The sequence below is a fragment of the Achromobacter spanius genome (assembly GCF_002812705.1).
Classification (GTDB): Bacteria; Pseudomonadota; Gammaproteobacteria; order Burkholderiales; family Burkholderiaceae_B; genus Achromobacter; species Achromobacter spanius.
Map to the genome: position 1 here is coordinate 2,672,865 of NZ_CP025030.1, position 22,988 is coordinate 2,695,852.

The 22,988-nt window shown below is 64.6% G+C and carries 24 protein-coding genes; 10 read left to right on the forward strand and 14 right to left on the reverse strand.

The window, feature by feature from the left end:
- The first annotated feature begins 6 nt into the window (after window positions 1–6).
- Together prs and CVS48_RS12085 are read left to right on the forward strand one after the other, a co-directional pair.
- Window positions 7–849 (forward strand): ribose-phosphate diphosphokinase, encoded by an 843-nt coding sequence (gene prs / locus CVS48_RS12080; protein ID WP_100854666.1) that lies wholly within the window; start codon window positions 7–9, stop codon window positions 847–849.
- A 52-nt stretch (window positions 850–901) separates the two neighbouring features.
- Window positions 902–2,596, forward strand: coding sequence for a nicotinate phosphoribosyltransferase (locus CVS48_RS12085; protein ID WP_100857620.1), 1,695 nt, complete (start codon window positions 902–904; stop codon window positions 2,594–2,596).
- An 85-nt stretch (window positions 2,597–2,681) separates the two neighbouring features.
- Here the strand turns inward: CVS48_RS12085 and CVS48_RS12090 are convergent, their stop codons facing one another.
- From CVS48_RS12090 to cyoA, 5 genes are all read right to left on the reverse strand, one after another.
- Complete coding sequence (locus tag CVS48_RS12090) at window positions 2,682–3,467, reverse strand: SURF1 family protein (RefSeq protein ID WP_100854667.1); 786 nt, start codon at window positions 3,465–3,467, stop codon at window positions 2,682–2,684.
- Entirely contained in the window at window positions 3,467–3,883 is a 417-nt protein-coding gene (gene cyoD / locus CVS48_RS12095; protein ID WP_167400980.1) for a cytochrome o ubiquinol oxidase subunit IV, read from the reverse strand. Before cyoD ends, CVS48_RS12090 begins: the two co-directional genes overlap by 1 nt.
- A complete protein-coding gene (gene cyoC, locus CVS48_RS12100) occupies window positions 3,880–4,521 on the reverse strand; it encodes a cytochrome o ubiquinol oxidase subunit III (protein ID WP_100854669.1) in 642 nt (213 codons plus the stop codon). The genes cyoD and cyoC overlap by 4 nt, the downstream gene beginning before the upstream one ends.
- The gene (gene cyoB / locus CVS48_RS12105) at window positions 4,514–6,517 is read right to left on the reverse strand and encodes a cytochrome o ubiquinol oxidase subunit I (RefSeq protein ID WP_100854670.1); all 2,004 of its coding nucleotides are present in this window, start codon (window positions 6,515–6,517) and stop codon (window positions 4,514–4,516) included. The genes cyoC and cyoB overlap by 8 nt, the downstream gene beginning before the upstream one ends.
- Before the next feature lie 76 nt (window positions 6,518–6,593).
- Window positions 6,594–7,637: a ubiquinol oxidase subunit II gene (gene cyoA, locus CVS48_RS12110; RefSeq protein ID WP_100857621.1), complete on the reverse strand. Its 1,044-nt coding sequence runs from the start codon at window positions 7,635–7,637 to the stop codon at window positions 6,594–6,596.
- Between the two features lie 220 nt (window positions 7,638–7,857).
- Here cyoA and CVS48_RS12115 point away from each other — a divergent pair, with 220 nt between their 5' ends.
- Complete coding sequence (locus CVS48_RS12115) at window positions 7,858–9,192, forward strand: MFS transporter (RefSeq protein ID WP_100854671.1); 1,335 nt, start codon at window positions 7,858–7,860, stop codon at window positions 9,190–9,192.
- Between the two features lie 45 nt (window positions 9,193–9,237).
- Here the strand turns inward: CVS48_RS12115 and CVS48_RS12120 are convergent, their stop codons facing one another.
- From CVS48_RS12120 to CVS48_RS12130, 3 genes are all read right to left on the reverse strand, one after another.
- Window positions 9,238–10,281 (reverse strand): histone deacetylase family protein, encoded by a 1,044-nt coding sequence (locus CVS48_RS12120; protein WP_100854672.1) that lies wholly within the window; start codon window positions 10,279–10,281, stop codon window positions 9,238–9,240.
- A gap of 90 nt (window positions 10,282–10,371) precedes the next feature.
- Window positions 10,372–10,905, reverse strand: coding sequence for a YdcF family protein (locus tag CVS48_RS12125; protein WP_242001300.1), 534 nt, complete (start codon window positions 10,903–10,905; stop codon window positions 10,372–10,374).
- Window positions 10,906–11,039: 134 nt separating this feature from the next.
- Window positions 11,040–12,323 (reverse strand): XAC2610-related protein, encoded by a 1,284-nt coding sequence (locus CVS48_RS12130; protein ID WP_100854674.1) that lies wholly within the window; start codon window positions 12,321–12,323, stop codon window positions 11,040–11,042.
- Window positions 12,324–12,475: 152 nt separating this feature from the next.
- Here CVS48_RS12130 and CVS48_RS12135 point away from each other — a divergent pair, with 152 nt between their 5' ends.
- Window positions 12,476–12,877, forward strand: coding sequence for a hypothetical protein (locus CVS48_RS12135; protein WP_100854675.1), 402 nt, complete (start codon window positions 12,476–12,478; stop codon window positions 12,875–12,877).
- Here CVS48_RS12135 and CVS48_RS12140 read toward each other — a convergent pair whose 3' ends face one another.
- The 3 genes from CVS48_RS12140 to CVS48_RS12150 all read right to left on the reverse strand — a co-directional run bounded on the left by CVS48_RS12140 (window position 12,878) and on the right by CVS48_RS12150 (window position 14,924).
- A complete protein-coding gene (locus CVS48_RS12140; RefSeq protein ID WP_100854676.1) occupies window positions 12,878–13,495 on the reverse strand; it encodes a hypothetical protein in 618 nt (205 codons plus the stop codon). It abuts the gene before it with no gap.
- Between the two features lie 52 nt (window positions 13,496–13,547).
- Window positions 13,548–13,949: a hypothetical protein gene (locus CVS48_RS12145; protein WP_100854677.1), complete on the reverse strand. Its 402-nt coding sequence runs from the start codon at window positions 13,947–13,949 to the stop codon at window positions 13,548–13,550.
- An 81-nt stretch (window positions 13,950–14,030) separates the two neighbouring features.
- Window positions 14,031–14,924, reverse strand: a complete 894-nt coding sequence (locus tag CVS48_RS12150; protein WP_100854678.1) for a LysR family transcriptional regulator — start codon at window positions 14,922–14,924, stop codon at window positions 14,031–14,033.
- Between the two features lie 108 nt (window positions 14,925–15,032).
- Here CVS48_RS12150 and CVS48_RS12155 point away from each other — a divergent pair, with 108 nt between their 5' ends.
- Window positions 15,033–16,019: a TerC family protein gene (locus CVS48_RS12155; protein WP_100857622.1), complete on the forward strand. Its 987-nt coding sequence runs from the start codon at window positions 15,033–15,035 to the stop codon at window positions 16,017–16,019.
- A gap of 194 nt (window positions 16,020–16,213) precedes the next feature.
- Window positions 16,214–17,005: a trans-aconitate 2-methyltransferase gene (gene tam / locus CVS48_RS12160; RefSeq protein WP_100854679.1), complete on the forward strand. Its 792-nt coding sequence runs from the start codon at window positions 16,214–16,216 to the stop codon at window positions 17,003–17,005.
- 31 nt (window positions 17,006–17,036) lie between these two features.
- On the opposite strand, the gene CVS48_RS12165 is transcribed toward tam, so the two are convergent.
- Entirely contained in the window at window positions 17,037–17,843 is an 807-nt protein-coding gene (locus tag CVS48_RS12165; RefSeq protein ID WP_100854680.1) for an AraC family transcriptional regulator, read from the reverse strand.
- A gap of 104 nt (window positions 17,844–17,947) precedes the next feature.
- Here CVS48_RS12165 and CVS48_RS12170 point away from each other — a divergent pair, with 104 nt between their 5' ends.
- Complete coding sequence (locus CVS48_RS12170) at window positions 17,948–19,192, forward strand: MFS transporter (protein ID WP_145964663.1); 1,245 nt, start codon at window positions 17,948–17,950, stop codon at window positions 19,190–19,192.
- 103 nt (window positions 19,193–19,295) lie between these two features.
- Here CVS48_RS12170 and CVS48_RS12175 read toward each other — a convergent pair whose 3' ends face one another.
- On the reverse strand, window positions 19,296–19,628 hold the full coding sequence (locus CVS48_RS12175) for a protealysin inhibitor emfourin (RefSeq protein ID WP_100854682.1): 333 nt from the start codon (window positions 19,626–19,628) through the stop codon (window positions 19,296–19,298).
- Window positions 19,625–20,689, reverse strand: coding sequence for a M4 family metallopeptidase (locus CVS48_RS12180; protein ID WP_100854683.1), 1,065 nt, complete (start codon window positions 20,687–20,689; stop codon window positions 19,625–19,627). Before CVS48_RS12180 ends, CVS48_RS12175 begins: the two co-directional genes overlap by 4 nt.
- A gap of 404 nt (window positions 20,690–21,093) precedes the next feature.
- Between CVS48_RS12180 and CVS48_RS12185 the strand changes: the two genes are divergently transcribed.
- The 3 genes from CVS48_RS12185 to CVS48_RS12195 all read left to right on the forward strand — a co-directional run bounded on the left by CVS48_RS12185 (window position 21,094) and on the right by CVS48_RS12195 (window position 22,977).
- Entirely contained in the window at window positions 21,094–21,975 is an 882-nt protein-coding gene (locus CVS48_RS12185) for a prohibitin family protein (protein ID WP_100854684.1), read from the forward strand.
- A 161-nt stretch (window positions 21,976–22,136) separates the two neighbouring features.
- Window positions 22,137–22,379, forward strand: coding sequence for a hypothetical protein (locus tag CVS48_RS12190; protein WP_050450109.1), 243 nt, complete (start codon window positions 22,137–22,139; stop codon window positions 22,377–22,379).
- A gap of 94 nt (window positions 22,380–22,473) precedes the next feature.
- Window positions 22,474–22,977, forward strand: coding sequence for an RNA polymerase sigma factor (locus CVS48_RS12195; RefSeq protein WP_100857623.1), 504 nt, complete (start codon window positions 22,474–22,476; stop codon window positions 22,975–22,977).
- Window positions 22,978–22,988 lie beyond the last annotated feature (11 nt).

A 22,988-nucleotide genomic window follows, 5' to 3' on the forward strand; every position in this document is an offset into this window, starting at 1 on the left:
CTGATCATGTTCACCATCACTGCGGTAGTAGAAGGACAACGCCACACCGGCACGCCGGCTGCGTTTGTATTTCCCGGCGGCGAAAGCCAGGTCACGGTGCCGGCCAACCTGCGGGCCCAGGCCGATGCCGCCAGCGCGTTCCGTATCCACGCCTTGCTGAAGTCGGCCGACGACGTCATGCAATTGCTGATGCTGACGGACGCCTTGCGCCGGTTGAACCCGGCGGTGCCGGTGCATTTGGACATGCCCTACGTGCCGTATGCGCGTCAGGACCGCGTCTGCAACCCCGGAGAAGCCTTGGGCGCCGCCGTGTTCTGCAAGCTGATCAATGATCAGCAATACGCCACCGTGACCGTGGTGGAACCGCACAGCGACGTGACCCCGGCGCTGTTGCAGCGCTTGCGGGTGGTGGACGCCGCGGCGTTCCTGAAGAACGCGTTGGCCGCGCCCGCCTTTGCCCACGGCGTCACGCTGATGGCCCCGGATGCCGGCGCCCGCAAGCGCGTGCAGGCCCTGGCCAAGACGCTGGGCGTGGCGGACGTGCGCTACGCCGAAAAGGTGCGCGACACGCAGACCGGCCGCATCACTGAAACGCGCGTGCCTGAGGATATTCCTGATCAGCCCGTGCTGGTCGTGGACGACATCTGCGACGGCGGCCGCACGTTCCTGGAACTGGCCGCCGCCCTGGGCGAAAAGACCCGTCAACCGCTGTACCTGTATGTCACGCACGGCATCTTCAGCAAGGGCTTGGCCGAACTGAACGCCCGCTACGCCGGCATCTTCACCGCGTACGACTGGACGGACGCCGAAGGCGCGAACGCGCCGGCGCTCGTGAATATTGAAAACTGAAATGCTGAAAACTGAAACGTCCAACACTGAACGTCTGGAAGGAACCCGCACCATGAATGCCCCCGAACCCCTCACCGTCAAGAACGGCATCAACCCCTTCCTGCAAGCGGACTTCTACAAGACGGGCCACCCGTTTCAATACCCCAAGGGCACCAACAAGATCCTGGCCAACTTCACGCCGCGCTCGGCGCGCCTGGCCCCGGTGCTGCCTGAATTGTTCGACGACAAGATCGTCTGGTTCGGCCTGCAAGGCTTCATCAAGGAAATCCTGATTGATCTGTTCAACCGCGAATTCTTCGGCAAGCCGGCAGGCGCCGCCGTGCGGCAGTATCAGCGCCGTGTGGATAACGCGTTGGGCAAGGGCGCGGTCACCGTGGACCACTTGCAGGCCTTGTACGAACTGGGCTATCTGCCGCTGGAAATCCGGTCGGTGCCGGAAGGCGCGCGTATTGATATCCGCGTGCCGCCCGTCACCTTCATCAACACGCACCCCGACTTCGCGTGGCTGGTGACGTATATCGAAACCCTGTTCAGTTGCGAATCGTGGAAGCCTTCCACGGTGGCCACCATCGCCTTTGAATACCGCAAGCTGTTGACGTATTTCGCCCGCCTGACGGGCAGCCCGATGGACTTCGTGAACTGGCAGGGCCACGACTTTTCCATGCGCGGCATGTCGGGCCTGTACGACGCCCGCAAGAGCGGCGCGGGCCACTTGCTGTCATTCACGGGCACCGACACGATTCCCGCCATCGATTATCTGGAAGACATCTACGGCGCCGACTCCGACCGCGAACTGGTCGGCGGCTCGGTGCCGGCCACCGAGCACTCGGTCATGTGCCTGGGCAGCAAGGAAGGCGAGATCGAAACCATTCGCCGCCTGGTCACGCAGGTGTACCCGGCGGGCATCGTGTCGGTGGTGTCGGACACCTGGGACTTCTGGCAGGTGGTGACGGATTTTGCCGCTGCGCTCAAGCCGGAAATCCTGTCGCGCCGGCCTGACGCCTTCGGCAACGCCAAGGTGGTGTTCCGCCCGGATTCCGGCGACCCCGTGAAGATCCTGACGGGCTACTTCTGCACCGATGTACCCAGCGTGGACGATGGCGCCGCGCTGGCCGCCGCCCGCCGCGACGGCGCAGAGGCCGTGCGCGATGCCGGCACTGGCGAGTATTGGCTGCTGGACGACAAGGCCCACGCCACCCAAACGCTGCGCGAGGCCGAGGTCAAGGGCGCCGTGCAGTGCCTGTGGGACCTCTTTGGTGGGGTAGAGACCGAGCGCGGCTACAAGCTGCTGGACCCGCACGTCGGCCTGATCTACGGCGACTCCATCACCTTGGCGCGTGGCCGCGACATTCTGGTCCGGCTCGAAAGAAAGGGCTTTGCGTCGGGCAACGTGGTGCTGGGCATCGGTTCCTACACCTATCAGTACCTGACGCGCGACAGCTTTGGCTGGGCGTTGAAGGCGACGTATGCCGAAGTCAATGGCGTGCCCGAAGAACTGGTGAAGGACCCGGTGACGGATTCCGGCGTGAAGCGTTCGGCCAAGGGTTTGCTGCGGGTGGAAGAAACCGCCACGGGGTATGTGCTGCACGACCAGCAAACGCCCGAGCAAGCGGCGGGCGGCGCGTTGGTGCCGGTGTTTCGCGATGGCCAGTTGCTGGTTGAGCAGAACCTGGCGCAGATCCGCGAGCGGCTGCAAGGCTCGTGGGTCTGCCCCGAGCCGGGCAGCATTGCCTGGCCGCTGCGCTGAACCCTTGCACTGAATTCCTGCGCCACCCATGAAAAAGCCGCGCCGCCCAAGAAGGGCGGCGCGGCTTTTTTCTACCGGCTTGGCGTCAGCCCTTGCCGCGTCCGCGCTTTTCTTCGCGCACGAAAATCACTACGCCAACAATGATCATCAGCGCCAGGGCATACCAGGTAATGGCATAGACCAGGTGATTGTTCGGGAAGGTCAGCACGGTCAGCCCGCCGACCGGCGCTTGGGCCGGGTCGCGGCTGGGGCTGGACGCGGCATCGGCATCAATGAAGTAGGGCGCCACGTCCGTCAGCCCGCGCGCCGCGGCGATGCCCGGCAGGTCACGCGAATACCAGAGGTTGGCGGCGGGGTCGTTGTTGCGCAGAAAACCGCTGCCCGGCTCGCCCATGCGCAGCAGCCCGGTGACGCGGGCCTCGGCGGCGGGCTGCGGGGGGGATACCGCCTGATTCTTGCGCCATTGCGGCAGCACGAAACCCCGGTTGACCAGCACCGTGCCGCCGCCATCGGCCAGTTGCAATGGGGTCATGACCCAGTAGCCGCTGCCCAGTTCGGTGGCGGCCTGCACCAGCGTCTGGCGGTCGTACTGGTAGGTGCCCGTTGCCGTCACGTGGCGGTATTCGGCGTTGCCGGCGGTCAGGCCGCGCCAGTCCGGCTTGCCCGGCGCCGGCGAAGTAGGCGCATGCGCGCGTTGCTGCACCTGCGAGATCAGCTCTTTTTTCCAGGCCAGGCGATGCACCTGCCAGGTACCCAGGGCGCACAAGCCCGCGAAGAGCACGGCAGCAACCACCCCCAGGATGACCAGGGTGGTTTTGCTGCGCGGTTTACGGGGGGAGTCGCTGCGTGTGGAGTCTTTTACCGCTGCCATCAGGGCATTTTCCGCATGTCGTGTATGGACATGGGCATCATATTGGAGTTCAAGTGATACATGATCCAGATTGATCCGCTGAGCGTGATTACGACCAGCACCAGCGTGAATATTAACGCCAACATGTTCCAGCCGCTTTCGGACTTGGTGTCCATGTGCAGGAAGTACACCAGATGGACCACGATCTGCACCATGGCGAACGCCAGGATGATCAGGGCGGTGGTGCGTGAATTCTCGAACACGCGGTCCATGACCAGCCAGAAGGGGATCGCGGTCAGGATGGCCGCCAGGATGAACCCCGTGACGTAGCTCTTCATGGTGCCGTGGCTGGCGCCGTCGTCGTCATGGTCGTCATGGTGGTCATGGCCGTGGCCATGGTGGCCGCGGTCAGCCAGGTTATCCATGTGCGAGCTCATGGCAGCACTCCCATCAGATACACGAAGGTGAACACGCCCACCCAGATCAGGTCCAGGAAGTGCCAGAACAGCGACAGGCACATCAGGCGGCGGCGGTTCTCGGGGATCAGGCCGTGCATGCGCACCTGGATCATCATCGTCACCAGCCAGACGATGCCGAAGGTGACGTGCAGCCCGTGCGTGCCGACCAGGGTGAAGAAGGCCGACAGGAAGGCACTGCGCTGCGGCCCCGCGCCCAGGTGGATCAGATGCGCGAATTCGTAGATTTCCAGCGCCAGGAAGCCCAGGCCCAGGATGCCGGTGATGCCCAGCCACAACTGCGTCGCGCCGATGCGGTTGCGCCGCATCTCCAGCATGGCGAAGCCGTAGGTAATGGACGACAGCAGCAGCAAGGATGTATTCACCGCCACCAGGGGCAGGTCGAACAGGTCGGCGCCGGACGGACCCGCCGCGTAGCTGCGACCCAGCACGCCGTAGACGGCGAACAGGCAGGCGAAGATGAGGCAGTCGCTCATCAGGTAGACCCAGAAGCCCAGCAGGGTGCCGTTCTTGGGATGGTGTTCGCCCGGGACGTAGAACACGGGCTCGGAGGGCGGCGCGGCGCCGCCTTGCAGGGTGGGGGCCAAGGTATCAGACATGTTTCGCTAACAACCTCGTGCGGGCGTCTTCTTCGCGCACGACCTCGGCGGTCGGCACGTAGTAGTCGCGCTTGTAGTTGAAGGTATGAATGATGGACACCAGGATCAGCGCCACGAACGACAGCACGGCCAGCGGCCACATGTGCCAGATCAACGCAAAGCCCATCACCACGCTGATGGCCGCCAGCACGATGCCGGCCCAGGTGTTCTTCGGCATGTGGATGGGAATGAAGCCCTGCTGCGGCCGCTCGTAGCCGTGCTGCTTCATCTGCCACCAGGCGTCCAGGTCATGCACGCGCGGAGTGAAGGCAAAGTTGTAGTTGGGCGGGGGCGACGACGTGGACCATTCCAGCGTGCGGCCGTCCCAGGGGTCGCCGGTGTCGTCGCGCAGTTGGTCGCGGCGGCGGTAGCTGACCACCAACTGGATGATGAAGCTGGCGATGCCGCAGGCGATCAGCAGCGCGCCAAACGCCGCGACCTGGAACCAGATCTGCAACGACATGTCTTCAAAGTGGCTCACGCGGCGGGTCACGCCCATCAGGCCCAGCACGTACAGCGGCATGAAGGCCACGTAGAAGCCCACCAGCCAGAACCAGAACGAGCACTTGCCCCAGAACGGGTCAAGCTTGTAGCCGAAGGCCTTGGGGAACCAGTAGGTGATGCCGGCCATCAGCCCGAACAGCACGCCGCCGATGATGACGTTGTGAAAGTGCGCCACCAGGAACAGGCTATTGTGCAGGACGAAATCGGCGGGCGGCACGGCCAGCAACACACCTGTCATACCGCCAATCACGAAAGTGACCATGAAGCCCATCGTCCACAGCATGGGAACTTCAAACTGGATGCGGCCACGGTACATGGTGAACAGCCAGTTGAAGATCTTGGCGCCGGTCGGGATCGAGATGATCATTGTCGTGATCCCGAAGAACGAGTTCACGCTGGCCCCCGACCCCATGGTGAAGAAGTGGTGCAGCCAGACCAGGTATGACAGCACCGTAATCACCACGGTCGCGTACACCATGGACGCATAGCCGAACAGGCGCTTGCGGCAGAACGTGGCAACCACCTCCGAGAATATGCCGAAGGCGGGCAGGATCAGGATGTAGACCTCGGGGTGGCCCCAGATCCAGATCAGGTTCACGTACATCATGGCGTTGCCGCCGAAGTCCGCCGTGAAGAAGTTGGTGCCCACGTAGCGATCCATGGACAGCAGCGCCAGCACGGCGGTCAACACGGGGAAGGCCGCCACGATCAGCACGTTGGTGCACAGCGCGGTCCAGGTGAAGATGGGCATGCGCATCATCTTCATGCCGGGCGCGCGCATTTTCACGATGGTGACCAGCAGGTTGACGCCGGATAGCAGGGTTCCCACCCCGGCAATCTGCAAGGCCCATATGTAGTAGTCGACCCCGACGTCCGGGCTGTGCAATATGCCTGACAGGGGTGGATACGCCAGCCAGCCGGTGCGCGCGAATTCGCCCACGAACAGCGACATCATCACCAGGATCACGCCGCCCGTCGTCATCCAGAAACTGAAGTTGTTCAGGAAAGGAAAGGCCACGTCGCGCGCGCCGATCTGTAGCGGCACGATGTAGTTCATCAGCCCCGTGACCAGCGGCATGGCCACGAAGAAGATCATGATCACACCATGCGCGGTGAAGATCTGGTCGTAGTGGTGCGGGGGCAGGTAGCCGGTGGAATCGCCAAAGGCCACGGCCTGCTGCATGCGCATCATGATGGCGTCGGCAAAGCCGCGCAGCAGCATCACAATGCCCAGAATCACATACATGATCCCGATTTTCTTGTGGTCGATGCTGGTGAACCACTCATGCCACAGATAGCCCCATTTCTTGTAGTACGTGATGGAGCCCAGCACCACGATGCCGCCGATGGCCACCATGAAAAAGGTGGCAAGCAGAATGGGGTCGTGCAGGGGGATGGCGTCCCAGGTCAGTCGACCGAAGATCAGCTTGGTGAGGTCTGGTTGATCAGGCATCTTGATTCCAGCGTAAAGACCACGATTTCATGAAACCCCTGCGTCATCCGATTCGGATCGCGGCAGACGCGCGGCGCTACAACACCAGCCCTTCGGTGGACGTGCACATGGAACCCACATACATGCGCGGCGGCGTGCCGGTCAGGCCCAGGCGCTCGCGCGTGGCCGGGTCCAGGGTGGTGATGTTGAGCGCGCCGGGTATGCCCATGCCCCCTTGCGAGTCGATGGCCATGGCGTCTTTCATGCACATGCGGTTGCCTTCCACGCAGCGGTTCACGATGGCGTCGAACAGGCCCGGCGCCACCGAGGCGTAGCGTTGCACGGGGTTGCGTTCGCTGGGCTGTTCAAGCTTCAGGTAGACGTCGCGGCTGAGCGTGGTGCTGGAGGCGCGCGCGTCGGCCACCCATTTGTCGAAGCCTTGCTGATCCACGCCATGGAACTTGAAGCGCATGGCCGAGAAGCCCGGGCCGCTGAAGTTGGCGGACAGGCCTTCGTATTCGCCGGGGTGGTTGATGACGGCGTGCAAGGTGGTCTGCATGCCGGGCATGGCGTAGATCTGCCCGGCCAGCGCCGGTACGAAGAAAGAGTTCATCACCGATGACGAGGTGATCTTGAACTGGATGGGGCGGTCGACCGGCGCGGCCATTTCGTTGACGGCGGCCACGCCTTGCTCGGGATACAGGAACAGCCATTTCCAGTCCAGCGCCACCACCTCGACCACCAGCGGCTTGGTGCCCGCGGGCACCTCGCGGCCTTCGGACAAACGGGCCAGCGGTCGGTAGGGATCCAACTGATGGGTGCTGACCCAGGTGAGCGCGCCCAGCGCAATGATGATCAGGAGCGGCGCGGCCCAGATCAGCAGCTCCAGCATCGTGGAGTGGTTCCATTCCGGGTCGTAGTGAGCGTCCTTGTTGCTGGCCCGATAGCGCCATGCAAACAGGAACGTCAAGAAGATGACCGGCACGATGATCAGCAGCATCAAGCCGGTTGAGATGATGATCAGATTGCGTTGCTGCACTGCTATGTCGCCTGATGGCGAGAGCAGCACCGCATTGCATCCAGCAAGCAATGGCAGGGCGGCAATCAAGATCAATCCGCGGAGCCTTGGGAGGGACGACATGGCCATACCCCGAAACGTAACCGTGGGAAGTAAACGCAACACTACGCTGGAAGCCGCGAAAAATCTAGGGTAAAAGAACAAAAGTGTGCACGGCATTGTGCGCGCGGCAGGGCGCTATCCCTGTGTGGATGCGGCTTGGCGCGTGGTGGCTTCGTCGCGCGCCGGCAGGTTGCAAGATCGTAGACAAGGCAGTTTCGAACTTCCAACAGCGAGCAAATCCATGTCGACCTCCACGCGGTATCCCGGTCATGCCCCTTCCGTTCCCGGCCCGGGGGCAACGTCCGGCGGGGCGAGCCATGCCAAGGTGGCTCCCGGCGAAATCGCCGTCGGCGTGGTCGTGGGGCGCGCCTCTGAATACTTTGATTTCTTCGTATTCGGCATCGCCTGCGTGCTGGTCTTTCCCAAAGTTTTCTTCCCCTTTGAAGCGCCGCTGGAAGGCACGCTCTGGGCGTTTGTCATCTTCTCGTTCGCGTTCATCATGCGGCCCATCGGCACGGCGCTGTCGATGGCGATCCAGCGACGTTGGGGCCGCGCCACAAAACTGACGGTGGCCTTGTTCGTGCTGGGCACCGCCACGGTGGGCATGGCGTTTTTGCCCAGCTACGAAACCATCGGCGCGCACGCGATTACATTGCTGGCGGTATTTCGTTGTTTGCAAGGGCTGGCGTTCGGCGGGTCATGGGATGGCCTGCCGTCGTTGCTGGCGCTGAATGCGCCGCCGCATCGGCGCGGCTGGTATTCGATGATGGGGCAGTTGGGCGCACCGGTGGGGTTCCTGGTGGCCAGCGCGCTGTTCCTGTATTTGCACGTGACGCTGACCGAGGCGGACTTCATCGAATGGGGTTGGCGCTATCCGTTCTTCGTGGCGTTCGCCATCAACGTGGTGGCGCTGTTCGCGCGGCTGCGGCTTGTGGTCACCGAGGAATACACGCAACTGCTTGAAGAGGGCGAGCTTGAACCCATCAGCATTGCAGAAATGGTGCGTTCACAAGGCTACAACCTGTTCATCGGCGCGTTCGCCGCCTTGGCCAGCTACGCGCTGTTCCACCTGGTCACCGTGTTTCCGCTGTCCTGGATTGCCATCAGCGCCACGCAGCAGATTACGGACGTGCTGATCGTGCAGATCTTCGGCGCCATCCTGGGCATTCTGGGTACGGTGGCCTCGGGCTGGCTGGCCGACCGTATCGGCCGGCGCACCACCTTGGGCATGCTGGCGGTAGCGATCGCCATCTTCGCGCTGTTCACGCCGTGGCTGCTGGGTGGCGGTCCGGTCGCGCAGGACGCCTTCATCCTGGTGGGCTTTGTGTTGCTGGGCCTGTCGTATGGGCAGGCGTCCGGCACCGTGACCGCGAACTTCACGCGCCGCTTCCGTTATACCGGCGCCGCGTTGACGTCCGACATGGCCTGGCTGATCGGCGCGGCGTTCGCGCCGGTGGTGGCGCTGGGGCTGTCGGCCCGCTTCGGGCTGGTGGCGGTCAGCATCTATCTGCTGTCGGGCGCCGCGTGCACCCTGCTGGCGCTGCGCATCAACAAGGTGCTGGAAACTCGGGATTAAGCGAGAGAAAGCAAGCGCGGAATCAAATCCGGGCGCGGGGGCGGCTCAGCCGCCCGCGCCCTCAAGCACGTTGGCCACATTGATCCCCACATCCGCCACGGCGTAGCCGCCTTCCATCGTGAACACGGTGGGCAGGCCCAGGCCGGCCAGCATGCGGCCCACTTCAAGGTAGTCCGCGCTTTTCAGCTTGAACTTCGAGATGGGATCGCCCTCGTAGGTGTCCACGCCCAGCGCCACCACCACGGCATCGGCCTTGAATGCCTGGATGGCGGAAATCCCTTGCTGCAAGGCTTGCGTCCAGGTGGCGAAGTCGGTGCCGGCCGCGAGCGGCAGATTCAGGTTGGCGCCAAAGCCCGCACCTTCGCCTTCCTCGTCGGCATAGCCCAGAAAGAAGGGGTATTCCGTGGTTGGGTCGCCGTGTACCGACACCGTCAGCACGTCGCCACGTTCATAGAAAATGCTCTGCGTGCCATTGCCGTGGTGGTAGTCCACATCAAGAATCGCCACGCGCGCGGCGCCCGCATCGCGCAGGGCTTGCGCGGCCAGCGCCGCGTTATTCAAGAAACAATAGCCGCCGAAAAAGTCGGCGCCCGCATGGTGGCCGGGCGGGCGGGTCAAGGCCATGGCGGCGCGCGGGCCGCCCGGGGCCATCACGGCGCGTGCCGCGTCGACGGCGCAGGCGGCGCCGGCAGTGGCCGCTTCCCAGGTGCCGGCCGTCAGCGGGCAGCCGCTGTCAAACGAGAACAGCCCGACGCGCGCGGCGAAGTTGGTGGGTTCGATGTCATGACGAAAGCCGCGCACCGGCCAGACGGACGGCAGGATGTCCAGGTCTGCGTTGGCCGGGTCCAGCGCCACCCAGTCTTGCCAGGCGCTGGCCAAAAAGTTCACGTAGCGCGGGGTGTGTACGCGCTTGATCAGGTTCATGTCGGGTGCTGACGGCGCGCGCAGTTCGCCGATGCCGCGCTGGCGCAGCGCGTCGAGTACATATTCCAGTCGCGCCGGCGTTTCGTGGCAGGGCACGAGCTTGCCGCGGAACATTTCCTGGCGGCCAGCATGTTTGTCATGGACGGGGTTGTGGAAAATCAGCACGGCGTGGGTCCTTGAAGGGGCGGGCAATGAGGGGTGACGGACGACGAATAAGGAATGGCGGACGTCACCAATACGGGATGACGGACGTCACTATAGCGACCGCCACCCGTACCACGCTATGGCGGGCAGCTCGCGGAAGACGGAATACAGGTCACGCCATTCAAAAAACCGGGGATACCCGCCGCTGACATCCGCCACGCCATGCCGGCGCAAGGCCAGCATGGTGCGCGGCACGTGGAAGTATTGCGTGACGGCCAACGCGCTGGTGTAGCCGTGCTCGCGCATATAGGCGCTGGCGTGGCGTGCGGTGGCCCAGGAATTGTTGCCCGCGCTGTCTGTGACGATGCGGTCGGCGGGCACACCGCGCGCCAGCAGGTAGCTACGCATCACGGCGGCTTCATCGGCGCCAGCCGGGTCGATGCCGCCGCTGACGAAAAGGATGCGGCATTGCCGCGCCGCAAAGCAGTCGTAGGCGCGATCCAGGCGCGCGGCCAGGCGGGGCGAGGGTTCGCCGCTGGGCAGCACGGTGTTGCCCAACACGATGGCCACGTCGGCGGGGCGCGTGCGGGTGAGCAGGCCGGTGGTGGCCAGGGCGGCCGCGGCCAGCAGGGTCAGCGCGATCACGACGGCTAACAGCAGGGCGGCTAGGCGGAGGGCTGAAACTCGTGGGGCTGAAACTCGGCTCCAGCGGGCGTGATCAGCTCGAAGAAGCTTGAACGGCATGGGTGGCACGCTGGCGGATGAACATCAAAACCCGCCTATTGTGAGGCGGGTGGCCGTTGCGGCAACGGGTAATCGAACCCGATTTCGTTGGACACGATGGGCTGGGCAAGATTGCCCGGGTCGGTCAGTACGACGGCCGCTCGGTACTTGCCCGGCGCCAGCGCGGGCAGGAACGGCACATTGCTATAGCCGTTGTCGTTCACCTGGTAGGCCGGCTTGCCGTCTTCCCCCGCGGCCCAGACGATCGGGTCGCGCGCCAGGCCCAGCGGGTTGGCGGGATGCAGGGTGTCGGCGTCGCGTTGGTAGAGCGGGTGCACGATGCGGTGACCCTGCGCGTTGGTCAGCAGTAGCCAGACACGCGGCGCATTCAGGGCCACTGGCGCGTCACTGGTGTTGGCCACGCTGGCAATGAACTGGCCGCCGTCCTCGCCATTCCAGTCGGCCAGCGTGTCGGCAAGATCCAGCGTCAGGGGGCGAGGCGACGACGGCGCTACCAGCCGGTGCTTGTCCACGCGCAGATCCGCATAGCGCACCCACTTCAGCACAACGCCCGCCGTCTTGCTGGCGTAGCGCACTTGCAGCCAGTCGGGCGGGCGCAGGGCCACGACGTCCAGGTGTTCGCCTTCGGTGGCGGCCATGGTGGGGGTGGCGTTGACGTCTGGGGTGTCGGTCAGATCCAGCTTGCTGACCGGCACGGCGCCGCCTTCCAGTGGCGAGCCTTCGCCTTCGATGTCGATGCGGTCAATCGACCCGTCTTCACGAAAGCGGTAGCTGAGTTCGGCGCCCTCGCTCTCCAGGCCGAACAGCGCCTGCGTGCCCCAGGACGTGGCACGCGCCGTGCCGTCGGATCGCAGCACGTAGTCTTCGAAGCCGTTGCTGGCGGCGCCATAGCGGCATGCCACATGAATCACGGCTTGTTTTTCGTCGATGACCGGGTTGACGAAGCCTCGGCAAGGGCTGGATGGGTCGGGGTGCTGGATTTCCTGGAAAGTCCCATGGTCAGGCCGGTATAGGAAGAGCCGGGCGATAAGCTGCGTGCTGCCGCCGCTTTGGCCCAGTATCAGGTCGCGGTAGCCGTCGTGGTTGATGTCCACGGCCTGGATCTGGTCGACCGCGTCGGCATCGAAGCTGCCCAGTGGCTGCTCGGGGCCATCGCCCACGCGCACGGTGGCTTGCTGCGTATCGCCAGTACTGATGGTGACCACGCCCGGCAGGTCCGCCTTGATGGAAAACGGAACGTTGCGTGGGGCGGCTTGCGCCTGCGCCTGCACCTGCCCCGCCAACGCAGCCAGTGCGGCCGCCAGAAAAATCCGTTTCACGCGCCTCTCCCAGCGTCGATCAAGGGGGGCAATATACCGCAGCGTCGTGCGGGAAAACGAGCAGCGCACGGCGGCGGGCGGCTTGGCATCTTGAGTAGAATTGATGGTCTGGTGTTGTCCACGCCTGGTGCGTCATCGCGCGTTTTTTCGCCATGAACTTTCCCTTTCCCATCCGCCAAGAATGTCCGCCGGGCGCCTGTATGTGCGACCGCGACACCCTGTTGGCGGACCCTGCCGCGGATATCCGCATCCTGCGGCTGACCAAGGAAGAAGAAAAAAAGCTCGTCGCGCGCTTGGAAAACATCAGCAGCCTGGACGACCTGCGCGCCATGCAGGGCCGCATCCAGGCGCAGTTGGGCATCGTGATTGTGATTACGCCCAGCGATAACGAAGTGCGCACGTCGCGCGGCATTGCGATTCAGTTGGAAGACGCGCCGGGCCTATGCCGCAAGACGCGCACCGCGCTGCCCGCCGCCATACGCCGGGGTTTCGAGAACAAGCCAGAAATCGTCTATGCGCTCTTGAACGAGCGCGACCTGCTTGCCGGCACCTGATCAGTCTTGATTGCACGGCGCCAGCGGCGCTACCGCCGTCGGCGTGCGGCCGGCCTCGGGCCGCGTGGCGGGCTGTTTGCCGCTGCGCACCGGGTAGCTCAGGATGACGGCGCTGCCGGCCTCCAGCCTGGCGGCATTGGGCGAACCATACGCCACCGTCCAGCCGCGCACGGCCAGCGGCGCCAGCGTGTATTGCAGCGCGGAGCCGGGTGACACGTGCGCCACCTTGCCCGCGAAAAGCTCTTGTTGGGGCGCGGGCTTTCCGTCGACCAGGGTATAGGTGACGATGCGATCCAGGGCGGCGGATTCGCCGCGCCGCGCCAGGATGGCCGTTTTGTATTTGCCGGGGGGAATGTCCGTCAAACTGACGTTGAGCGGTTCGGTTGCCTGGCCAGAGGCGTTCAGGCGCACGCCGGTGACGTCGACGCGCGCCAGCGGCGCGGCCCCCGTATTGCGTACCCGTACGCTGTACTGCCCTGACGTGCCGGCGACGGTGCAGACGTCCACGCCGGTGTCGCGGGGCGATACCGGCGTGGCTGCCGTGGCGCCCGGGGGTAGCAGGCAAGCCACGGTCAACAAGGCGGCAAAAGTCGGGGCGGGGACAGTTCGGGTGGGCAAGGCACGCTCCTGTATAGGGGCAGCGTACCGGGCGGCGCGTTGCCTGCCGGTATTACACCACTTGGCGGCCAGGCGCCGCGTTGGCCTGTTCGCGCTTGCCCGCCAGCCAGTGCAAGACCATGGCCAACGCCAGCAGGCCGACCATGATGAAGCCCCAGAAGATCCAGCCGACCACCGCGATCAGCGTGCCCAGGCTGCCCGCCACCGGCAAGATCTGGTTCAGGCCCTGCGCGGCCCACACCAGGCCGCCTTGCAGCGACGCCAGCCAGGTCGGGTCCAGCCAGCCCGCGGCCCACGCGGGCGCGACCCATTGGGACGTGTCCAGCGCGGTGCCGGGCACCTGCGCGGTGGCGATGGTTGCCAGCACCCAGTCGGTCAGTTGCAGGGTCAGCGCCACCAACCCCGTCCAGAGCGCGGCAAGCACGGCGAAGGTGAGCCAGATGATTTTCTTCATTGCAGTGGTACTCCGATTCAAAAGAGGGTCCACGATAAAGCGGATTCTATTTCTAAAAAACCAGAGTACGTGTGACAAACATTAAGAAAAAACCGAAGTCTTGGCGTGCGCCAGCACCGCCTGGACCAAGGGATGGTGCTGGCCTCGGCGGTTGCGGATGGCGTGGATTTCTTCATGCACGCCGTCGCAGCGGGCCAGCGGACGCAGGCCGCGCAGCAGGCCGATATCGTCGCCACCCAGCCGGCTGAGCGGGAATACGCCCAGCCCACGCGCGGCAAACACCGACATCAGCGCGCTGTCTTCGAATTCGCCCACCACATTGGGCAGCACGCCCTGTTCGCCGAACCAGCGGTCCAGCGTCTGGCGCAACACGGAATGGCCGGTGGGCAGCAGCACGGGCAGCCGCTCCAGGCAGCGGGGGAAATCCAGCGTATCGGCCTTGCGAACTAGCCGCGCCGGGCCGTACCAGTCCACCGCCGACGACACCAGGCGGTCGCTGGTCAGGCGCAGGTTGGGGTTGGCGGGGGCTCCCTGGCCAGCCAGCACCAGGTCCAGATGGTGTTGCGCCAGTTCACCCAGCAGCTCTTCCACTTCGCCTTCATGGCAGGTCAGGCGCAGGTCGGGCGTGTCCAGCACGGGGCCCAGCAAGGCGTGCGCCGCCAGCTTCGAGATGCCGTCGGACAGGCCCACGGACAGCCGGATGACGGGCTTGGTGGCGGCCGCGCGCACTTCCTGCGGCAGCACATGGCCGATCTGGAAGATCTCTTCGGCGCGCGCGAAAGCGGCCTTGCCGGCGTCCGTCAGGGCGACGCCGCGCCCGGCGGGTTTCAGCAACTGGTGGCCCAGGTTTTTTTCCAGATCGCGCACTTGGGCGCTGATGGTCTGGATGGCCATGTCCAGCCGTTCGGCGGCCCGGGAAAAGCCGCCTTCCTTGGCAACCATCCAGAAGTAATACAGGTGTCGGTAGTTCAGCATGTGCTCGTCTTTACTTCGGTTTTTTCGAACCTTAACTCACTTTCAGGCTGATTTCTCGGTTGGCCTCAAATCTGGATCATGGGCACCTTCGAACACAGCGGGGCAATCATGGACACTTTGATCACATTCTTCACCAACGACTTTTTAGGGACACCGACCTGGGCCTGGCTCCTGTTCGTGAGCATTGTCGTCAGCCTGCTGGCCTTTGACCTGGGCGTGCTGCACAAGGAAGACCGCGAGATCGGCGTGCGTGAAAGCCTGTTGCTGTCGGGCGGTTACATCACCGCCGCGCTGCTGTTCGGCGGCTGGGTGTGGTGGCAGTTGGGCGCGACCAGCGGCATGGCCTATTACACGGGCTTCATGATCGAGAAATCGCTGTCCATGGACAACGTCTTCGTGATCGCGCTGATCTTCAGCTTCTTCGCGATTCCCCGCCAGTACCAGCACCGCGTGTTGTTCTGGGGCATTCTGGGCGTGATCGTGCTGCGCGCCATCATGATTGGCCTGGGCGCCGCGTTGGTCAGTAACTTTGGCTGGCTGCTGTATTTGTTCGGCGCGTTCCTGGTGTTCACGGGCATCAAGATGTGGATGATTGCCGACCAGACGCCGGACATCGCCACCAACCCGATCCTGAAGTTCCTGAAGCGCCATATGCGTGTGACGGAAGGCCTGCGCGGCAATGCGTTCGTGGTCACCGAAACGGACCCGGCCACCAACAAGAAGGTGCGCTTTGCCACCCCGCTGCTGCTGGCTCTGGTGCTGATCGAGTTTGTTGACCTGGTGTTCGCGGTGGATTCGGTGCCTGCCATCTTCGCCATCACGACGGACCCGTTCATTGTCTACACCAGCAACATCTTCGCCATCCTGGGTCTGCGTGCGCTGTACTTTGCCCTGGCTGCCATGATCCACCGCTTCCACTACCTGAAGTACGCGTTGGCTCTGGTCCTGGTGTTCATCGGCACGAAGATCTTCCTGGTCGGCTTCATCGGCAAGGTGCCTGCGGCGGTATCCTTGGGCGTGACCTTCAGCCTGATCCTGGGTGGTGTGCTGTTCTCCTTGTGGAAAACCCGCTCGGATACGTTGACGACGCAGTAAGCGATATCTACGCAGTCCCCAAACCGCCGGCTGGTCCGGCGGTTTTTCATTCCCACCCGCCGGCTTTGTCCGGCGGTTTTTCTTTGTGCTCTGCCATAGGCGTTCGATATGAAAATTGGCGCGGCTAGATATTTGAAATATGACGCGGCCAGGCGTAGAGTCCCTGCGTATTCGTCCTTCCGCAAGGAGCCGCCATGAGTCACACCACCAGCAACAACAGTTGGTCCGCCAAGCAATATTCCGCCTTTGAAAACGAACGCACCCGGCCCGTGCGCGACCTGGTTGCCGCCTTGCTGAACCAAGCCGTCGGGCAGGCGGTGGACCTGGGCTGCGGGCCGGGCAATTCCACCGAAGTGCTGGCCGCGCGCTATCCCGACGCCGTGGTCACGGGCATGGACAGCTCTCAGGACATGATCGAGGCCGCGCGCAAGCGCCTGCCGGGCGTGCAGTTCGAATTGGCCGACATTGCCACCTGGAACCCGCCCCGGCAGTACGACGTGATTCTGGCGAATGCCGCGCTGCAATGGGTGCCCGACCACGCCACGCTCTATCCGCGACTGGTCGGCAAGCTGGCGCCTGGCGGCAGCCTGGCCGTGCAAACGCCCGACAACATGGAAGAACCCGCGCACCGCCTGGCGCGCCAGGTGGCCGGCGAGGCGCCGTGGGCCGCGAAGACGGGTGGCGTGAAACACCCGCCGCGCCACAGCGCGTCGTGGTACTACGAATTGCTGAAGCCGCATTGCGGTGTGCTGGATGTGTGGCGCACCACCTATCACCATCCGCTGGCCGGTGCGGCGGCGGTGGTGGAATGGTTCAAGGGCACGGCGCTGCGGCCGTATCTGGACAAGCTGGACGCCGCCGAACAGGCGAGCTTTCTGGCGCGCTACCAGACGCTGATCGCCGAGGCCTATCCCGCGCTGGCGGATGGCACGGTGCTGCTGCCGTTCCCGCGCTTGTTCATCGTGGCCGGGCCTAAGCACGGCTAGGCGCGTCGAGCGATGCCGGTCCTAAGCCGGACTATGCGCGTGCGGGCGATGCCGGCTCCTGCGCCTTATCCGCGAAATAGCGGGCCGGGGTTTTGCCCAACGTCTTCTTGAACATGGTGATGAAGGCGCTGACGGATTCATAGCCCAGGTCTTCGGCGGTGCGCTGCACGGACACGCCTGCCGACAGGCGCTGCAAGGCCACGATGATGTGCAGTTGCTGGCGCCAGCGCCCGAAGCTCATGCCGACTTCCTGCTGCACCAGTCGCGCCAGCGTGCGTTCGCTCATCGCAACGCGCTTGCCCCATTGCGCCACCGTGCTGCGGTCGGCGGGATCCGCATTCAGCGCGGTGGCGATCTCGCGCAGCCGGGGGTGGTCGGACAGCGGCAGATGCAGGCGTTCAGTGGGCATGCGGCGCAGTTGTTCGATCAGCACGTCCGCCAGTTGCCGGTTGGCGCCGGCGGGCACCTCGGCCGGCGCCAACGCGGCCAGGTGCACGATCAGTTCGCGCACCAAGGGCGTGATCGCCAGCGTGCAGCATTCGTCGGGCAGGCCCGAGGCGTCGGATGGAACGAACAGGAAGTAGACGCGGCCATTGGCGGTAACGCGGTTGCTGTGCGGCACGCCGCTGGGAATCCACACGCCGCATTGGGGCGGCACCATCCATAGCCCTTGCGGCACCGAGCAGGTGACGCCGCCGCGCAGCGCCAGCACAAGCTGGCCCATGTGGTGGCGATGCTTGGGGGATTCGTTGTCGCGGTCCGCCCCGTCCACCGGCATCGCGAAGGCGGGCTGCGAGCTGGAGTCAGGGTCGAAGGGCGTGGGCGGGAACGGATGCATGCGCGGGGGAAGAGGGGGGGCGCCGGACTTGGTTTGGCTGAATTTCGGGATAGTTTGTCATTGTCTCGAAATTCGGTAAAGGCGCGCCTGCGTAAGCTTGCGGCATGAATCGAATTCCCTCATCTCTTCGTTCCGGCAGCCGTCCGGTGTGGCTCGTCCTGGGCATTCTTTGCATCGCCATGGCGTTGCGCGCGCCCATTACGGGCGTGCCGCCGCTGATCGGCATGATCCGTGAACAACTGGGCCTGACGTCCACGGCGGCCGGCATGCTGATCACCTTGCCCTTGCTGGCGTTTGCGGTGGTGTCGCTATTCGCCGCGGGCCTGGCGCGCCGTCATGGCTTGGAGCGCACGCTGTTCGGCGCCATGGTGCTGATTGCGGTCGGCATCGTGGTACGCACGCAGGGCACGGCTGCGGGGCTGTATGTGGGCACGGCCATCATCGGGTCTGGCATTGCCATCGGCAATGTGCTGTTGCCCAGCCTCCTCAAGCGCGACTTTCCGCAGCGCGTTGCCGGGCTGACGTCGGCCTATGTGTTGACGATGAGCATCGCGGCGGGCGTGGCGTCGGCCGTTGCGATTCCGCTGGCGGGCTTGTCCTGGGGGCTGGCCGTGGATGGTTGGCGCTTTTCCACGTTGTGCCTGTTGGTCTTGCCGGTGGCCAGCATGCTGTTGTGGCTGCCGCAGTTGACGCATCACACGCCGCCGGCTTCCACCACCGCGCACGCGCCGCACGGCGGCCGCCTGTGGCATTCGCCGCTGGCCTGGCAGGTGACCTTGTACCTGGGCATCAACTCTTTCGTGTTCTATGTGGGCGTCAGTTGGCTGCCGGCCATTTTGCGCGATGCCGGCTATTCGGCCGAGCGCGCCGGCTCGCTGCATGGGCTGCTGCAACTGATGTCCGCCGGCCCCGCCTTGTTCCTGGCGCCGGTGGTGCGCCGTCTGAAAGACCAGCGCGGCGCGGCATTCTGCGCGGCCGCGTCGTCCTTGGTGGCGTTCGTGGGCCTGATCGCCGTGCCGGGTTGGGCAACGGCGTGGATCGTGTTGCTGGGGCTGGGCACGGGCGGCGGCATCATTTTGGGTTTGGCCTTCGTGGGCCTGCGTGCGCGCCACGCGCAGCAGGCGGCGGCCTTGTCGGGCATGGCGCAGTGCGTTGGCTATCTGTTCGCCGCCAGCGGCCCCGCCTTGATGGGTGCGCTGCATGACCGTCTGGGCGGATGGAGCGTGGCCTTGGGGCTGTGCGCGGCCTTGTGCGTGGCGATGGCGGTCATTGGGTTGTATGCGGGCCGCGCCATCCAGATCGGCGGGCCGCACGCGTCGGCGCCGCAGCCGGTGTCCACGGCGCGCTAGGCGGCGGACGCGGCCGGGGGGCAATGCGGCAGTGGCAACGCTACAGCCGGCAATGCGACAGGTGGCAACGTTGTAGACGGCAATGCTACGGGTGGCCCAGCGGTCAGCTTATGGGCGCCGCGTGCGCCTTCCATAGCCGCATCAGCGTGTCGGGCGCGTCAGCCTCGGGCACGTCGAAACTGATGGCGCTTTGCTCGTCGCGGTCCAGCACGATTTCGATGTGAAAGTAGCGTTGGTCCCCGCCCGCTTGCGCGCAGTCCGCCACGGCACGCGGAGCCGCGCTTTCCAGCACATTACCGACTTCCTGGCGCACCTCGGGGGCGCAGGTGGCCAGGTTGATGCTGCGCGGCTGCGTCAGCGCGGGCAGATACGCCACGCCACCTTCGCGGGTCAACCGCACCAGCAGCACCAGGTCCAGGGGAGGCAGTTCGATCATGGCAGGACTCCTACGGCGGCCCAGGCTTGCGCCACGGCGGTTTGCACGTCGGCGTCCTGGCGTTCGGCGGCCACGGTCGACGTCAGGGTGGCGAAGGCCTTGAAGTCGGCGTCGTGGCGCAGGCGCTTGTCGCACAGCGCGTCGTACCAGACACGTCCGGCGCTTTTCCACGCGGGACCGTCCAGCGACGTGGCCGCCAGGAAAAACGCGCGGTTCGGAATGCCGGAATTGATATGGACGCCGCCGTTGTCGCGCGGGGTATCCACGTAATCGCGCATGTGGGCGGGCTGCGGGTCCTTGCCCAGCGCCGGGTCGTCGTAGGCGCTGCCGGGTTCCGACATCGACCGCAACGCGCGCGCATTGACCTTCTCGGTGAACAGCCCCGCGCCCACCAGCCAATCCGCTTGCCGCGCGTTCTGGCCCAGCGCGTACTGCTTGACCAGCGCGCCGAACACGTCGCACAGCGATTCGTTCAAGGCGCCGGACTGGCCTTGGTAGAGCAGGGCGGCTTCGGAGTCGATCACGCCGTGCGTGAGTTCGTGGCCGATGATGTCGACGGCCACGGTGAAGCGGTTGAAGATCTCGCCGTCGCCATCACCAAAGACCATCTGCGCGCCGTTCCAGAAGGCGTTTTCGTAGTCCTCGCCGTAATGCACGGTGCCCACCAGCGGCAGCCCGTGGCCGTCGATGGAATGGCGCTTGTAGATGTCCCAAAACAGTTTGTAGGTGGCGCCCAGGTGCGCATAGGCCTCGTCCACCGCCACGTCGCCGCTGGCCGGGCGGCCTTCGGCGCGCACCAGCGTGCCGGGCAATGTGGTGGTGTTTTGCGCGTCGTGTACCGCGCGTTCCGGCACGCCGGGAGGCGAGCGCGAGGCCGACGGTGATGGCGTGGCGCGCGAGGGTTGCGCCGACATTTCGCGCAAGCCCCGCTGTTGCTGGTCGATGATCAAGGTCTTGACGGCGGGCATGCTGACGCGCGCGTCGCTGTGTTGCGCCAGGCGGTCCAGCACGTAGGGGGGTATCACGCCAATCAATGGGGTGGACTCGGAAGGACGTGGCATTCGGTCTCCATCTTTGGCGCCGGACGCTTGCCGGCGGGGGCGAAACTTCACGGTAGCAGATGGCCCAAAGCCGATGGCGTAACAGTCTGCGGCCTGATGCGAGCAAGCGTGCGAGGGGACGCGCGCGGCGCTGTCGAACCCATGCGATCACCGTCATTCGATGGCTCGCAACGTCTAGAAATGTCTGGCAACATTGCGGGCGCATTGGATGCTTAATCCGTCCCTTTCAGGGGCTAGAATCCGGTGCTTCTTTTCCGGGGGGGACGCGCGATGAGGTATTTCCTGATCTTGGTAGGGGCGGCCGTGGTCGCTTATTTGCTCGCGCGCGGCATCGCGGCCGTGCTCTCGGACCGTAAACGTACAAAATCAGAAAAGGACTCGAAGTGAAGCCGACAGATATTCAGATGGTCAAGACGATTGGCGCGGTCAAACCGCGCAACATCAAGGTCGCCATCATTACCGGCGTTCTATTTCTGCTGATCCTTTTCATTGCTTTCGGTTCATGGTTCCAGGTGGATCAGGGCGAGCGCGGCGTGGTGCTGCGCAACGGCAAGCTGGTGCGCGTGTCGGAACCCGGGCTGGATTTCAAGACGCCATTCATCGACAACGTGATGATGGTGTCGGTGCGCGACCACACGTTTGTGTTCGAGAAGCTGGAAGCCTACAGCTACGACCAGCAGCCGGCGCAACTGCGCGTGTCCGTCACCTATCGCGTGCCGCCCGAGCACGTGGCCGAGCTCTATTCGGAATACGGCACCATCGACAATCTGCAGATGCGCGTGCTGGAACGCAAGACGCCCGACGCCGTGAAGAATGTGTTCGGCCAGTACACCGCCGTGCGCGCCATCCAGGAACGCCAGAAGCTGGGCTTGGATGTGAACACCGCCGTGCTCAAGACGATGGACGGCGCGCCGGTGCAGGTGGTGGGCGTGCAGATCGAGGAAGTGGGTTTCTCGCAGGCTTACGAGCATTCCATTGAACAGCGCATGCTGGCCCAGGTGCAGATCGAGACCACGCGCCAGCAGAAGGAAACGGCCATGATCAACGCCGAGATCCAGGTGGTCAAAGCCCGTGCCGAGGCCGATGCGCGCCGCCAGCAATTCACGGCCGAGGCCGATGGCATCCGCATGCGCGGCGACGCCGAGGCGGCGTCGATTCGCGCCAAGGCCGAAGCCTTGGCCGCCAACACCAATCTGGTGAGCCTGAACGCCGTTGAGAAATGGGACGGCGTACTGCCGGCCACGCAGGTGCCCGGCTCGGCCCTGCCGTTCATCGGCATTAAATAAAGGCGTACCTGGCGTAATCCTAGGGATATCCCTCTGTCAGGAATTGCAAAGCGGGCGCAAGGTGGCTCCATGGGCGCTCGATGCACGCTTTACGATGAAGCGGCGTCGGGCCATGAAGGGGCCGGCGCGCTTGCCTAACCGCTTCAGCAAAGGAGACGTGGATGTCGCAGTTGGATTGGACGTCCGGCGATACCGCGCCGGACCGGCAGGGCTACTACGAGACACGCTTCGATACGGGACGCACCGCCATCACGCTCTACAGCGTGCTGGGTTGGATGCCGGTGAAGACGCCCGGCAACATGGTGAGCTGGCGGCCATTGCCACCCGCGGCCGAGCGGGAAGAGGCCGAACGCCACATTCAGGAAATACGCGCGGCGCAGGCCCATATCCCGATGGATTACTAGCCGGACCATCGGGCGCTTGAAATCAGTGGTTGCGATAATGAGAATTATTTGTAAAATTCGCCACCCTGGTTTTTTGACCGTTCCCGTCCGGCCCATGTCCCGCTCTTCCTCCCCTCGCACCGGCTGGCTCGCCTATTACGACGAGCTGGTGGGCGTATGGAGCCGGCGCACGGGCAACCGACACGACGCCGAAGACGCCGCGCACGACGCCATCGAACGCCTGCTGAAGGCCGACGCCAGCGTGGCGCTGAAGGCGCGCGGGTATCTGTTCCAGGCGGCGGGGCATCGGCTGATTGATCGCTGGCGGCGGCAGGATCGCGCCGAACACGTGCCGTGGGACGAACTGGACGAAGCCGATCAGCTGAGGGTGGATGACCCCGAGGCGTCCTTGCGCGCGTCGCGGCTGGCCGACGACCTGGCCAATGTGCTGACGGAATTGCCGCCCAAGTGCCGCCAGGCTTTTGTGCTGAACCGCATCGAAGGCTGGACGCAGGCCGAAGTGGCGCAGCATATGGGCCTGTCCAAGAATATGATCGAGCGCTACGTCATGCGCGCCATCGAGCATGTGCGCGACCGGCTGCGTGACCACACCCCATGACGATGTCTTTC